Here is a 14433-nt window from a genome sequence, read left to right on the forward strand (position 1 = left end):
TACCTACACCGCTGTTTATGATACGATACAGATCCCTTCCGGCGGCAGGCCTTATACGGTAAAACTCACTGATGGTACTAAGATCACGCTGAATACGGCCACTACCCTGCGTTACCCGGAAGCGTTCTCTAAAAACAGGAGAGAGGGAATTGAGTTAATAAGCGGAGAGATATATGCAGAAGTGGTGCACAATGCAGCCGCTCCGCTACAGATTAAGGCGCCGGGACAAATCATCACAGATATTGGTACCGCATTTAATATCGCTGCCTATCCCGATGATCCGGATTCCCGTACAACACTGATCGAGGGGGCTGTTAAAGTGAGTGGCGCCGGTAAGGAAACCACATTATCACCTGGTAACCAGGCCATCCTCAGGGGAAACAGTCTCACTGAATCAAGCGCTAACCTGATGCAGGCAACTGCATGGAAAGACGGTTTGTTCCGTTTTAATGGCGAATCTGTCGATGCCATCATGCGTCAGCTTTCCCGGTGGTATAATATAGAAGTTAAATATGAAGGGACAATCACCAACGAAGTTTTCTATGGCCGTGTGGCCCGTACGCGCAACATCAGCGAAGTGTTGCGGATCTTAGAAAGATCAAATAAAGTGCATTTTAAAATTGAAGGGAGAAGGGTAACAGTACTAAGTAAGTAATGAATCAACCAATCACTTAAAAAAACATCCCGGCGCTAACCAGGATGTGAGAAGGTCAACCAAAACGTTTTAAACATTTCAGAACCGCGCTCAGCCTCAGCCATCGTCGAAAATGCAAGGCAAAGCGTATTAAACCATCTTGTAACAAATGTACAATTTTTTCCCTGGAAATCCGGGGCATGTGCGTTCGCGCCTTGTTGCCCGTAAACTCCTGCTGGTCATGAAGCTAACCACCCTTTTATTGGTCACAGTCATGCTGCATGTAAGTGCATCTTCATGGGCACAGAAGATCACACTGGTAGAAAAGAATGCGCCTTTAGTGGATGTATTCAATCACATCAGCAATCAAACCGGCTACGATTTTTTATTTACCGGCAGCGATCTTAAAAACGCCAGGCCCATTTCGATCAACATGAAAAACGTTGATCTGAATGAAGCACTGGCCAAAATATTTGAGGGGCAGCCGCTGAATTATACCATAGAGAACAGGTCTGTTGTGGTGACCATAAAACAGGCATCACTGATGGACCCGTTATCAGACCAGGTAAAGACAGTCTTTAAACTACCCGCAAATATAGACGGAACAGTGACCGATACATTAGGGATGCCTTTGGTTGGCGCATCTGTTGCGATAAAAGAAACGGGAGTTTCTACACAAACTGATAGCAGGGGATCCTTTAATCTTGCAAACGTACCTCAGGGAAGATATACACTGGTGGCCAGTTATATAGGGTATGAAAGATCAGAGGTCAATATTGTCAATAATGGTGCAAATCTTCGTATAGGATTTATTTTACGCCGGAGCACTTCTCAACTGGACCAGGTACATGTGATCGCTTATGGTACAGCATTCAGGCGTTATAGCCTCAGCTCAATGGCTACGGTAACTGCCGAAGAGATCGGAAAACAACCGGTATCCAACCCGCTGCTCGCTCTGCAGGGGCAGGTACCCGGACTAGCCGTTACCGCCACCAGCGGTATACCGGGATCGCAGGTATTAGTGCAGATCAGGGGGCAAAATACCTTAAACCTGAACCCCACCGTTAATCCCTCAAAGCCCTATGACCAGCCCTTATTTATAATAGACGGTGTTCCGTTTGCCTCACAGAATAATAATGTCAATCAATTTGCCTCCCTGGTGGCTGCGCAAGGTAATCCTGGAGGTGTTGGCCAGTCTGTAGGCCTTAGCCCTTTTAACAATATTGCTCCTGCGGATATTGAAAGTATCAGCATTCTGAAAGATGCCGATGCCACCTCTATTTATGGTACGCAAGGGTCTAATGGCGTGATCCTGATCACCACTAAAAAGGGGAAACCAGGCCCTACTACTTTTAACCTGAATGTAAACACCGGTTTCAATTCAGTTGGCCGGCCTGTTAAATTATTAAATACGCAGCAATACCTGCAATTGAGAAAAGATGCTTTTGCTGCAGACGGTTTAACGCCCGGTAACAACCCGGCTGATTATCTCGCTTATGCGCCGGATCTGACGATCTTTGATCAGAACAAATATACGAACTGGCAAAAAGTGATCTATGGCCGGAATACCGGTAATGTGGATGTTCATGGCAGCCTTTCAGGTGGTTCCCCTACTAATACTTTTCTCATTTCAGCCGGCTACAACAGATCCAGCTATAATTATCCCGGTGATTTTGCCGATCAGCGATATACGCTCCACAGCAATGTGCACCATCGCTCAAAGGATTACCGCCTGACCCTTAGTTTAACAACTGATTTTGGATATGAACAAAATAATTCCGCAGGATTTGGCGGTGCGCAGGATGTAGTTTTGCAGCCGAACTTACCGGATCTATTGAACCCTTCCGGCGGCCTGATCTGGAATTACCAGGGCGTAGATCTGACTACGTATCAATTTTACAGCTCTCTGCTGCAACCCACCCATCTGCAGAATTATAATTTTAATACCGCATTCCACATTTCTTATAGATTCTTTAAAGATTTAACGATTGGCGTTAATATGGGTTATAACCGGAATAATACAAATGAAACTTCCATAGACCCCGGTGTGGCGCAAAATCCGGCGCGTGTTAACAGGCAGGCTAACTTTTCCGGTAACAATTATCAGACGGTTAATATAGAGCCGCAGATTAATTACAACAGGAATATTGGTAAAGGAGCTTTGAGCGTCTTAGTGGGATCTACTTATAAAAAGAATACAAATAATTCAAGTTATATAACCGGACAGGGATATTCAAACGATAACTTTCTTGGATCCATTAACGGCGCTCCTGCGGTAAGCGCCATGGACGCCTCCAACATTTACAGGTATAGTGCAGGTTTTGCGCGTGTGAATTATATGTATGACAATGAGTTCATCCTTGAATTAACAGGCCGGCGGGATGGTTCCAGTAATTTTGGCCCGGGGCACCAGTTTGGTAATTTTGGCGCTGTTGGCGCCGGGTGGATCTTTTCACAGGAGAAGGTCTTTGAAAAATTATCTCCAGTATTTAGTTATGGTAAAATATCCGGCAGCTATGGAACTTCCGGGTCCGACGGTATAAAGGCATACCAATACCAGGCTTTATACGCGGGTTTCCCACCTTATTTGCCAAATTTTCAAGGCATAAATCCAAGTTATCCGGCTAATCTTTATAATCCTGATTATAGCTGGGCATTGAAAAAATCCCTGAATATATCCCTGGACCTGGGTTTCTTTGACAGCCGTCTTTTATTTAACACCACTTACTACAGGAACCGGGAAGGCAATCAGCTGGTAGATTATCCCTTGCCTATACAGGCAGGCCTGCCGTCTGTATTAGGGAACTTAAATGCTACTGTTCAAAATAAAGGGTTTGAGTTCTCTATCAGCTCAACCAATATTCAAACAAAGCATTTCTCCTGGAGAACCAATTTTAATATTTCATTCAACCGTAACAAGTTACTGGCGTTCCCGGACCTGGCAAGTTCTTCTTACGCGAATGTATATGAAATTGGCAAGCCCACTTCCATCATCTATGGATACAGATACAAAGGCGTGAATCCTGAAACCGGGCTTTTTGAATTTTATACAAAAGATGGAAAAGTTACCTCCAATCCTGCATATGGGCCTGCCTCCACGGGTGGCGACCAGGTTCCTGTTGCCAACCAGGAGATAAAATATATGGGCGGCTTCGGTAATACGCTTACCTGGAAGCAGTTCAGCCTGTATATTTTTTGTCAGTTTTCCAGCCGCAACGCGCCCAGCTATCTGGCTGAAATATATCGCTCTAATCAGCTCGGTTTTGCATATAATCAACCAGTGGCAGTATTGGATAATTATTGGAAACAACCCGGAGATCATGTACAGTTACAGCGTCTGATAAGCGGTAATAGCTCTGCTGCTATAATCCCTTCACTGAATTTTGCGCAATCAAGCGGTATATACGTCGATGATACCTACCTGCGCGTAAAAACAGTTTCATTATCCTACGAATTGCCCAATGCCTTTTTGAATAAGGTGCATATAAAAGGAGCAAGTGTTTTCGTGAACGCGCAAAACCTGCTGACCTTTACAAACTATAAAGTGGGTGATCCGGAAACGCCTGGTTCGTTCTCCGTTTTCCCTGTACAGCGTATTCTGGCATTTGGTTTAAATCTCAAATTTTAAGAAAATGATCATGCATTTTGATATAAATAAAATAATGGCCGGTATACTGATAGCTGCCGCGTCATTGACGTCCTGTAAAAAATTAATCACGATCCCTTCCAATCCTCCCTCATCCATTACACAGCAACAACAATTTGCGGACAGCGCCACCGCCATCACCGCTGTTGCCGGCGTGTATGCTTATAATCAGGGGAACGGTTTTGCATATAGTGACGGGCAATTAACTACTGCCTGCGGCCTTTCTGCCGATGAATTGTCGTATACGAATACAGACGATGTTATACAGTTTTACAGCTATAACCTGACCCCTCTGAATAACGGTATTATTACCTTATGGGGATATCCTTACCGGGGTATTTACCAGGTAAATGCCGTGTTGAACGGTATTACCGGCAATGCTAATTTATCCGCTGCCTTTCAGCAACAGATCACAGGTGAAATGGAAGTGGTACGCGCCCTGTATTATTTCAACATGGTTAATCTCTTTGGCGGCGTACCGCTGGTTACTTCAATATCCTATAAAGAAACACAGCGTTTGCCCAGATCCACCGCTGCTGACATTTACAAACAAGTGATGACTGACCTTACGGATGCAAGAGGGAAATTGACGGCCAGCTATCCATCATCAGGACGCGCACGCCCCAATTTATATACTGCCATCGCACTGCTTGCCAAGGTTAATTTATACCAGAATAACTGGCAAAGCGCTTACAATGAAGCAGATTCAGTGATTAAATCAGGGCTGTACGATCTCACGAATACACCTTTGACCGGCGTATTTCTCAGCGGCAGTCAGGAAGCCATTTGGCAGATCCCCGCAAATCAGGGATATTACGGTGTATCAGATGCGCAGCGTTTTATTCCTTATTCTTCAAGCGCTATCCCAAACTACATATTAACAACATCCTTACTAACCGCTTTTGAGGCGGGAGATAAGCGTTTGCAGAACTGGGTAGGCGCCACCACTCCAAATGGTACAACTATGTACTATCCGTATAAATACAAAAATGTATCGGCAAGCACTACGCCTACTGAAGATCAGATGATACTGCGATTAGCTGAGATGTACCTGGTCCGCGCTGAAGCGGCTGCACATCTGAACCATCTTACGGAGGCTTTGGCAGATGTGAATGTCATACGTACCCGGGCCGGATTAGGGGCCAGCACTGCAGATCCGGCATCACAGACCGCTGTATTAAATGCAGTTATGCATGAACGCCAGGTGGAGCTTTTTTGTGAATGGGCTAACCGCTGGTATGATCTGAAAAGGACCGGAACCGCGCAAACGGTGCTTAATGCAGTAAAGACTGGCTTTATCGCGGAAGCTGCGTTATATCCTATCCCGCAGGCACAGATACAATTAAATAATCTACTTATCCAGAATCCTGGGTACTGAGCATTCATTTACCGGTAATAATTCATGTCCGGGGTATTATACATACCCTGGATAGTGATCTTCATTTACATGCAAATTAAAATCTCATATGAAAAGAAAGAATTTGTTAAGCGGCATACTGCTTATTTCACTGTCTTCTCTGAGCCTGGCGGCGCAGGCGCAGAACACCATACTTTCCGGCCAGCTGAAGGGTTCATCCGGCGCAAACATTGAAATTAGCTATAGGAAGAACGGTGTGTTTAAAATGGATACCATCGCCGCCGTTAATGATCATTTTACCTGGAAGGTCAATTTAAGTGAACCGCAGCTCATTTCCCTGTCTGTGAATGGATATGCTAATTCCTTTTTTATAGAGCCAGGCCATATCAACATTACACGTACCAAAGATGTTACAGGATCATATACTATAACCGGCTCCCCAACACAGCATGATGCAGAAGTATTTGGCGCATCTCTTGAAGAAATAAACAATCAGCAGAACCAGGTATATGCCACATCAAGGAAAGAAACTGCAGAAGAAAAAGCTGAATTAGAGAAAAAAATACAGGCGCTCAGAGAAGAGAAAACAAACAAGGCAAATGAATTTATTGCTACGCATCCCAAAAGTTTTTACAGTTTGTATATGATAGATGGGCGCACCTCCTATAATGAGTACAGTGAGATTAAACCCTTATATGATAAGTTGGATAAGTCTTTAAAACAGTCGGAATCTGGTAAAAAGCTGCTTCAAAAACTACAACGATTAGAAAAATGCCAGTTAGGGTCTCAAATGATAAATTTTGTGCAACGTGATAGCAGTGGAGTGCCTGTGAAATTTAACAGTTTCAAAGGGAAATATGTACTGGTAGATTTTTGGGCTAGCTGGTGCAAGCCGTGCCGGGCAGAAAACCCTAATGTACTGAAAGCGTATAATGCATTTAAAGATAAAGGGTTTACTGTTATTGGTATTTCATTGGATGATAAAGCCGCCAATTGGAGAAAAGCCATTCGCGATGATAAAATGCCCTGGACGCAACTATCAGATTTAAAAGGATGGAAGAATGAAGTATCCACCAATTTTGGCATAGAGTCTATTCCACGTAATCTGTTAGTAGACCCGTCCGGAAAAATTGTTGCAAAAGACCTTAGAGGTGCAGCGCTTGAAAATAAACTTAAAGAATTGTTGAATTAATTATTCCTGAACAATAAAAAGATGACTATAAACTTTCGCATAGCAATATTCACGATACTGGCATGTACATCACTTGCATCATTTGCGCAAACGCCGGCTAAACAGGGGAAAGCCCTGCCACTGGATCCTGCAGTACGTACCGGTAAATTGCCTAATGGTTTTACCTATTACATCCGGCATAACGAAGAACCTAAGAACCGGGTGGTGTTTTACCTGGCTAACAAAGTGGGTTCGATCTTAGAAACCGATGAACAGCGCGGCCTTGCACACTTCATGGAGCATATGAGTTTTAACGGAACCACCCATTTTCCTAAAAATGAGCTCGTTGATTATCTGCAAAGATCGGGGGTAAGGTTTGGGGCCGATCTGAACGCCTATACTAATTTTGACGAAACCGTTTACCAGTTGCCGCTGCCATCCGATCAACCGGAGCTATTACAGCATGGTTTGCAGATCATGCGGGATTGGGCGCATGAAGCTATACTGGACCCGGTGGAAATAGATAAAGAACGTGGCGTTGTACTTGAAGAGAAACGCCTTCGTACAGGTGCGGCCCAGCGTATGCGCGATGTATATTTCCCTTTGCTCCTGAACCACTCCCGCTATGCCGACCGGCTGCCCATTGGTACGGACAGTGTATTGAATCATTTCAAACCGGGTACTCTGCAAGCTTTTTACCAGGATTGGTACCGGCCCAACCTGCAGGCGCTCATTGTGGTAGGCGACATCAACGTGGATGAAATGGAGAAAAACATCAAAGCTAAATTCAGCGATCTGAGGAACCCGGTGAAAGAAAAAACAAGAACCACCTATAGCGTTCCGCTGACCGGGAAGAATCAGTTCATTACGGTGACCGATCCGGAAAATAAGGCGACCTCCGTGGAGATCCTGATCAAACATCCGGAAGAAAAATTAAGCAGTACTGCCGACTATCGTAATTACATCATCCGTTCGTTATTCAATGACATGCTTCGCGAGCGCTATGGAGAATTAACAAGACAGGCGGATCCCCCATATATTAACGGAGGCGCAAGTATCTTTAATTTCATCAGCAGCCTGGACGTTTATTCAGCCAATGTAACAGCCAAACCTGGTGAACTGGAAAAAGGCTTAAAGGCGGTATGGCGGGAAACCGTAAGGGTGGGGAGATTCGGCTTTACCCAATCCGAACTGGAGCGTACTAAGAAAAACTACCTGAATATGATTGAATTCAGTTTTAAAGAAAAAGATAAAACTGCCTCTAACAGATACGTCAATGAATACCTGCAATACTTTTTAAAGGGCACCACCGCACCAGGAATCGATGAAGAATACAGGTTGACGCAAAGCTACCTGCCAACCATCACTGTAAAGGATATTAACGCAGTTTGTAAAGAATATATCCGGTCAGCCGACCGCGATATCTTAATCACAGCCCCTGAAAAAGAGAAAGCGGATCTGCCAAATCAGGCTACTGTAGAAAGCTGGCTGGCTCAGGTAACAGCAGAACCATTGCAGCCTTATAAAGATGCAACCAGTGATCTGCCGCTCCTTTCGCATGAACCTGTAGCCGGCAGGGTCGTTAAAGAGGAAAGCGATAAGATACTCCATACCACTACGCTTACACTCAGTAATGGCGTTAAAGTGCTGCTGAAGCCAACAAATTTTCAGAATGATCAGATAATGTTCTGCGGTTTTGCACCGGGCGGCAGTTCCTTGTATAGTGATGCCGATTTTCCATCAGCCGGCTATGCCGCTGCCGTCATGAATCTCGCTGGGCTGGGTAATTATAACGCCACCGAACTGAGGAAATATCTTAGCGACAAACAGGTGGGAGTTGGTGTGCAAATCAGCGAACATTACCAGACCGTAAGTGGCGGGGCTATCATGAAAGACATGGAAACTGCACTGAAGCTGACATATGCCGATTTTACAGCGCCCCGTTTAGACAAAGTATTATTCGATGGCTTTATCAATCGCAATAAAGCCAGTCTGGCCAACCGGGCCAACGACCCAAATTATGTTTTCGCAGATTCAGTTAATGCAGTATGGAACCAGGGTAGTATGCGCCGTTCCGGTACATCGGTCGCCAAACTGGAGCAAATCAATCCCGACCGCTCGTTTGAGATCTACAAGGAACTTTTTGCAGATGCATCCAATTTTACCTTCGTTTTTATCGGCAGCTTTAAAATTGAGGAGCTGAAGCCCTTGCTGGAAAAATATCTGGGCGGGTTGCCGGTCACACATAAAGGCGGGTACTATAAGGACCTGGGCATACGCCCACCGGAAGGCCGCATTGAGAAAACGATCTATAAAGGAACCGCATCCAAGGCTACGGTTTACCTGGTGTTCTCAGGCCCCTTTGACTACAGCGCTGCTGAAAAAGTACAACTGGATGCCCTGAAAGAAGTGCTCCAGATCAGGCTCATTGAACGGCTGCGCGAAGATGAAAGCGGCGTATATAGCCCCAGTGTGGGCCAAACGGTGAGTAAGGACCCGGATCCCCGCTACATGTTTACCATTTCGTTTGGCTGTGCCCCGCAGAACGTTGAAAAATTGATTGCGTCAGTGCTGGATGAGGTAAACAAACTAAAAGTATCCGGACCGCCACAGGTCAATGTTGATAAATATAAAGCTGAGGATCAGCGTGCGCGGGAAACAGATCTGAAAACAAATCTCTGGTGGTATGATTATTTAGTTACTACCCTGCAGAACCAGGACGATCTGCATGAATTGAACAGCTATGACAGTGATCTGTCTAAGGTGAGTCCGGCCAGCTTAAAAGGGATGGCGGACAAATATTTAAGCGGGAAGAATTTTATCCGGCTGATATTATTACCGGAAAAGCGATGAGGACAAGGCTGGTAAAATGTATTAAGCAAAAAAGGCATTGTCCACAAGGACAATGCCTTTTTGCCGGTAAACAGATGGTCGGCCCCAATGTAAATAATATCAATTGGTTTTTTTTGGCGGCAGTGCAAAAGCAATGGCTTCATGTTCAAAGTGGCCTTTGTGGGAAGCATCGCAGAAAGGTTTGTTCTTGGAAAGTCCGCAGCGGCATATAGACACTGCTTCGCGTCCGCCTAAATCATAAACGTTGCCGTTCTTATCCACAATTTCAAAATCGCCCTCAATTTTCAGAGAGCCGTTACTGTTAACAGTGATCTTAGTAGTAGCCATTGGTCGTATGTATTAGCCGCCAAAAGTAAGGAAACAAACCTAATATCCCCCATCTTCCTGAGCTAATAAACAAAGTTATTTGAGCTATATAACAAACCATCGCCCTGCCGGCCGCTCTACCTTTGTAACAGAATCAAACATACAGCTCATGAAAAAAGTAGTATTTATTACAGGCGCTTCCTCCGGAATGGGTAAGGTAACGGCCCGGGTGCTGGCACAGGAAGGGTATATTGTATACGCCGCTGCCCGCAGAACAGAGAAAATGGACGACCTGCGCACCGCAGGCGTAATTCCCATTCAAATGGATGTAACCGATGAAGCCAGCATGGTAAATGGCGTGCAGTACATTATTAATGCACAGGGCAGGATTGATGTACTGGTTAATAATGCCGGTTTTGGCTCCTATGGCGCGATAGAGGATGTGGCCATGAACGATGCCCGCTACCAGCTGGAAGTAAATGTTTTTGGCGCTGCCCGCCTGGCGCAGCTGGTATTGCCGTACATGCGGCAGCAACGCCAGGGCAGGATCATTAATATATCTTCCATTGGTGGTAAATTTGCGATGCCTTTGGGCGGCTGGTACCATGCCAGCAAGTTTGCCCTGGAAGCGCTGAGCGATAGCATGCGCAATGAAGTAAAACAGTTTGGGATTAATGTGGTGGTGATAGAGCCGGGCGGCGTACAATCAGAATGGGGCGGTATTGCAACAGATCATCTGAAAAAAGTATCCGGCGGCACCGTGTACCGGCCTTTGGTAGATGGGTTTATGAAGCTGGCTGCCGGTGCGGAAAGCAAGGCCGCCGACCCTATGGTGATCGTAAAGCTGATCCGGCAGGCCATTGAAGCTAAAAAGCCTAAAACCAGGTATTCCGGTGGTTATATGGCAGGTGTTATACTTTTTATGCGGAAAATTTTCTCTGATAAAATGCTGGACAGTATCTTAATGAGCCAGTATAAATTAAAGCCAGCCACCCGGTAAAAATAAATAAGTCATGAGCACCAACGCCTTCGGTGATATTACCCTTAACAACTTACTCTACTCCTGCGTGGCTGAAAAAAAGCGGAGTAATGAGCAGTTTGTGCACGAACATACCTTTGGCTTTATGATGGCGGGCGAAACCCTCCTGTACACACCGGATACCCGTACCATACCGGAAGGCGCCATAGGGCTGATACGGCGCAACCAGCTGGTTAAAGCGGTGAAGGTGCCGCCGCCGGGAGGGATGTTCCGCTCCATCAGCATATTTTTACCGCAGGATCTTTTACGCCGGTACAGCGCAGAAAATAAGATTACAGCCGGCGGCCCTTATACCGGCGATCCGTTGGTGGCTTTACCTAAAGATGCTTTCCTGGAAGCTTATTTTAACTCCCTGCTGCCTTATTTCAACCGGCCGGCGTATCTCAGCAAAGCCTTATCAGACCTGAAGACCAAAGAAGCCATTGAGCTGCTGTTACAGCACAATTACCAGCTGAAGGATCTGTTGTTTGACTTCAGCGAGCCGCATAAAATAGACCTGGAAGCCTTTATGCAGCAGAACTATATGTTCAATGTTCCGGTAAGCCGTTTTGCACAGCTTACCGGCAGGAGCGTGGCGGGCTTTAAAAGGGATTTTGAAAAGATCTTTAAAGCGCCGCCCGGGCAGTGGCTCACACAAAAACGTTTGTCGGAAGCTTATTACCTGCTTAAAGAAAAAGGCCGCAAACCTTCTGATGTGTACCTGGATGTGGGCTTTGAAAACCTCTCGCACTTTTCCTTTGCATTTAAGAAAACATACGGGGTAGCGCCGTCACTGTTGTAGCCGGTGGCCATCAGCACCGTAAAATTGCCGTAGTTTACCACTGGTAACATTCTGCGGTAGGGTTTCAGTGGCATTTGTTATTTTAATTTCACTAAAAACAATGCATCATGAAATTCCCTGCCTGGAAAAAGCGTCCGACAGACCCTGAAAAACCGAAGAAATCAAAATTACGGGAGTGGCTGGATGCAGGCGTATTTGCCATTATAGCGGCTACAGTGATCCGTACATTTATTTTTGAGGCGTATTGCATTCCCTCCGGTTCTATGGAGAGAACGCTGCTGGTAAATGATTACCTGTTCGTGAGCAAAATAAGCTACGGCCCCCGCATTCCTATGACACCACTGGCTATACCCCTGGTGCATAATAAAATGCCGTTTACAAAATATACTCCCTCCTACAGCACGGCCGTAGAATGGAAGTACCGCCGCCTGCCGGGTTTTACGCATATTAAGAAGAACGATATTGTAGTGTTTAACTTACCGGAAGGGGATACTGTGGCGCTGGAAGTAGAGGAATCCCGTAACTATTATGACCTGGTGCGGAGGCTGGGGCATGATGAGGTTTGGAAACGCTACCACATACTGGCAAGGCCTGTTGATAAAAGAGAGAATATTATTAAACGCTGCCTGGCCACTGCCGGCGATACCTTGCAGATCATAAACGGTATTGTATATGTAAACGGTCAGCAGGCGCCCATAGCCCCGCAGAGCGAAAGGCCCTACTGGGTACAAACTGATGGTGAGGAGCTGAATGCCAGCCGCATGGACGACCTTGGCCTGATAGACCCCGCCGTACCAGGCGATACCGCCGGCAAGTACCAGTATAATCTTACCCGGGGCGACGTAGCTACCCTGCAAACTTTCCGCGCAGTAAAAAGCATCCAGGCCGATATTGATAAGAACCGGAATGAAGATGCATCTGTATTCCCGCATGATACTGCTTACTACCACTGGAACCAGGATAATTTTGGCCCGCTGGTGATTCCGCAGCAGGGGCGGACGGTAGCTCTGAACCGCAGCACCATTGAGCTATACCGGCGCATTATTACTGTATATGAAGGCAACCAGCTGGAAGAACGCGATGGTAAATATTATATTAACAACCAGCCTGCAGATACCTACACCTTTAAAATGAATTATTACTGGATGATGGGCGATAACCGCCACAACTCCCTGGATAGCCGCTACTGGGGCTTTGTTCCGGAAGATCATATAGTTGGGAAGGCCTGGATCACCTGGCTAAGCTATGGGAAGGAAGGGCCAAGATGGAGCCGGTTTTTTAAAGCCATTAAATAGCATTACGAATTATTCAATTACGAATTACGAAATGCGGAGCATTCATGAATGCCATTAAAAAGACATTGTGAATATGAATAATTGAATGCAGCGAATGAAGCTGTTGTATTAAATTGGCATATTATCAACAAAACACAATCCATTCGTAATTCGTAATTAAATAATTCGTAATTCCTAATTTGCTACCTTCGCCGGCATGGATGAACAGCAGGTAATTGCGCAAACCCGGCAATGGATCAAAGTACTGGTAATTGGCTGTAATTTTTGCCCCTTTGCCGCCCGGGCTATGGAGCAGCACAGCATTCATTACCAGGTGGAAACCGGCACCAGCTTTAGCGCCGGCCGTAAAGCGCTGCAAACGGAATGTGAGCGCCTGGATAATGATGCGTCTATTGGTACTACCCTAATTATTTTTCCAACAGCATTCCCGGAATTTGATGAATACCTGCAGTTTTTAGCATACGCTGAAAAGCAGCTGCATAAGAATGGCTATGAAGGTATTTACCAGCTGGCCAGCTTTCACCCCTTGTACCGCTTTGCAGGCAGCGCGTTTAATGATGCGGCTAATTACACCAACCGCTCCATTTACCCGATGTTGCACCTGCTACGGGAAGAAAGCATTCGCAAGGCCCTGGAATTTTATCCGCATTCCGCAGCCGGCATACCGGAGAATAATATTCATTTTGCCCGCGAAAAAGGTACGGCGTATATGAAATTGCTGCGCGATAGCTGTTTATAAAAGAATGTAAAATGTAAAATCTTAAACCGACGAGGGAGGTTCATAGAGACCACTGAAAAGACTTTATGAACGAGATAAATCATAAATGTAAAAGTGAAATGCCGCGATACCAGGTGCAGACCCATACTCGCGGCATTTCACTTTTACATTTTACATTTTACATTTATGATTTTACATTCTTAATGATCGCTGCTAAACGAATCCCGGAACATCTTCCAGCCCTTATCCGTTTTCTTCCATAACACCAGGTATTTACCGGTGCCCATCAGGTTGCCCTTTGCATCCCTGGATTCATAAAGGCCATACTCCGTTACATAATCACCGCTGCCGTAAATGTCTTTGGTAATAAATTTACCGCTGCGTAAGCCGTATTCATAATACGCCTTTTGAAAAAAGGCCAGTACTCCGGCAGGCCCGCACACGGGCTGCATATCCGGCGCCAGTATACAGGCATCGCTGGCATAACAATTCATGAAGATGCTGGAATCTCCTTTTTCAAAGGCAGAAAAATAAGTGGCATTACTGGCGGCAATGGCGGCTGCCGCCGTTTTATCCTGCCCCGGAACGGGTGCGGAAAAAAGTAATCCCATAATCACGTATAATAGCTTGTTC

11 protein-coding genes are annotated in these 14433 nt (G+C 45.7%); 9 read left to right on the top strand and 2 right to left on the bottom strand.

What is annotated here, in order from left to right; translation table 11 throughout:
• The 5 genes from VIM87_RS24660 to VIM87_RS24680 all read left to right on the top strand — a co-directional run.
• The coding region (locus VIM87_RS24660) for a FecR family protein (RefSeq protein ID WP_331999567.1) at nt 1–655 on the top strand (655 nt) is incomplete at its 5' end.
• Between the two features lie 220 nt (nt 656–875).
• Entirely contained in the window at nt 876–4262 is a 3387-nt protein-coding gene (locus VIM87_RS24665; RefSeq protein WP_331999568.1) for a SusC/RagA family TonB-linked outer membrane protein, read from the top strand.
• 10 nt (nt 4263–4272) lie between these two features.
• Nucleotides 4273–5658 carry a RagB/SusD family nutrient uptake outer membrane protein gene (locus tag VIM87_RS24670; protein ID WP_331999569.1) on the top strand — a complete coding sequence of 462 codons (1386 nt, stop codon included), beginning with the start codon at nt 4273–4275 and terminating at the stop codon, nt 5656–5658.
• Nucleotides 5659–5746: 88 nt separating this feature from the next.
• Nucleotides 5747–6829, top strand: a complete 1083-nt coding sequence (locus VIM87_RS24675) for a TlpA disulfide reductase family protein (RefSeq protein ID WP_331999570.1) — start codon at nt 5747–5749, stop codon at nt 6827–6829.
• A gap of 21 nt (nt 6830–6850) precedes the next feature.
• Nucleotides 6851–9661, top strand: a complete 2811-nt coding sequence (locus VIM87_RS24680; RefSeq protein WP_331999571.1) for an insulinase family protein — start codon at nt 6851–6853, stop codon at nt 9659–9661.
• A 99-nt stretch (nt 9662–9760) separates the two neighbouring features.
• Here the strand turns inward: VIM87_RS24680 and VIM87_RS24685 are convergent, their stop codons facing one another.
• Nucleotides 9761–9988: a CDGSH iron-sulfur domain-containing protein gene (locus VIM87_RS24685; protein WP_331999572.1), complete on the bottom strand. Its 228-nt coding sequence runs from the start codon at nt 9986–9988 to the stop codon at nt 9761–9763.
• 79 nt (nt 9989–10067) lie between these two features.
• Between VIM87_RS24685 and VIM87_RS24690 the strand changes: the two genes are divergently transcribed.
• The 4 genes from VIM87_RS24690 (at nt 10068) to VIM87_RS24705 (ending at nt 13821) form a co-directional block, all read left to right on the top strand.
• Nucleotides 10068–10967 (top strand): oxidoreductase, encoded by a 900-nt coding sequence (locus tag VIM87_RS24690; protein ID WP_331999573.1) that lies wholly within the window; start codon nt 10068–10070, stop codon nt 10965–10967.
• Nucleotides 10968–10980: 13 nt separating this feature from the next.
• The gene (locus VIM87_RS24695; RefSeq protein ID WP_331999574.1) at nt 10981–11787 is read left to right on the top strand and encodes an AraC family transcriptional regulator; all 807 of its coding nucleotides are present in this window, start codon (nt 10981–10983) and stop codon (nt 11785–11787) included.
• Nucleotides 11788–11894: 107 nt separating this feature from the next.
• Entirely contained in the window at nt 11895–13082 is a 1188-nt protein-coding gene (gene lepB / locus VIM87_RS24700; RefSeq protein ID WP_331999575.1) for a signal peptidase I, read from the top strand.
• Between the two features lie 196 nt (nt 13083–13278).
• Entirely contained in the window at nt 13279–13821 is a 543-nt protein-coding gene (locus VIM87_RS24705) for a DUF1415 domain-containing protein (RefSeq protein WP_331999576.1), read from the top strand.
• A 179-nt stretch (nt 13822–14000) separates the two neighbouring features.
• Here the strand turns inward: VIM87_RS24705 and VIM87_RS24710 are convergent.
• Nucleotides 14001–14433 (bottom strand): YybH family protein (locus VIM87_RS24710; protein ID WP_331999577.1); only part of this gene is annotated, 433 nt, incomplete at its 5' end.

The sequence above is a fragment of the Chitinophaga sp. genome, assembly GCF_036569125.1.
GTDB lineage: Bacteria > Bacteroidota > Bacteroidia > Chitinophagales > Chitinophagaceae > Chitinophaga.

Excerpts from the sequence above, each read along its gene's own strand:
- VIM87_RS24665 (WP_331999568.1), top strand. The coding sequence starts at position 876 with ATGAAGCTAACCACCCTTTTATTGGTCACAGTCATGCTGCATGTAAGT.
- VIM87_RS24670 (WP_331999569.1), top strand. The coding sequence starts at position 4,273 with ATGCATTTTGATATAAATAAAATAATGGCCGGTATACTGATAGCTGCC.
- VIM87_RS24675 (WP_331999570.1), top strand. The coding sequence starts at position 5,747 with ATGAAAAGAAAGAATTTGTTAAGCGGCATACTGCTTATTTCACTGTCT.
- VIM87_RS24680 (WP_331999571.1), top strand. The coding sequence starts at position 6,851 with ATGACTATAAACTTTCGCATAGCAATATTCACGATACTGGCATGTACA.
- VIM87_RS24685 (WP_331999572.1), bottom strand. The coding sequence starts at position 9,988 with ATGGCTACTACTAAGATCACTGTTAACAGTAACGGCTCTCTGAAAATT.
- VIM87_RS24695 (WP_331999574.1), top strand. The coding sequence starts at position 10,981 with ATGAGCACCAACGCCTTCGGTGATATTACCCTTAACAACTTACTCTAC.
- lepB (WP_331999575.1), top strand. The coding sequence starts at position 11,895 with ATGAAATTCCCTGCCTGGAAAAAGCGTCCGACAGACCCTGAAAAACCG.
- VIM87_RS24705 (WP_331999576.1), top strand. The coding sequence starts at position 13,279 with ATGGATGAACAGCAGGTAATTGCGCAAACCCGGCAATGGATCAAAGTA.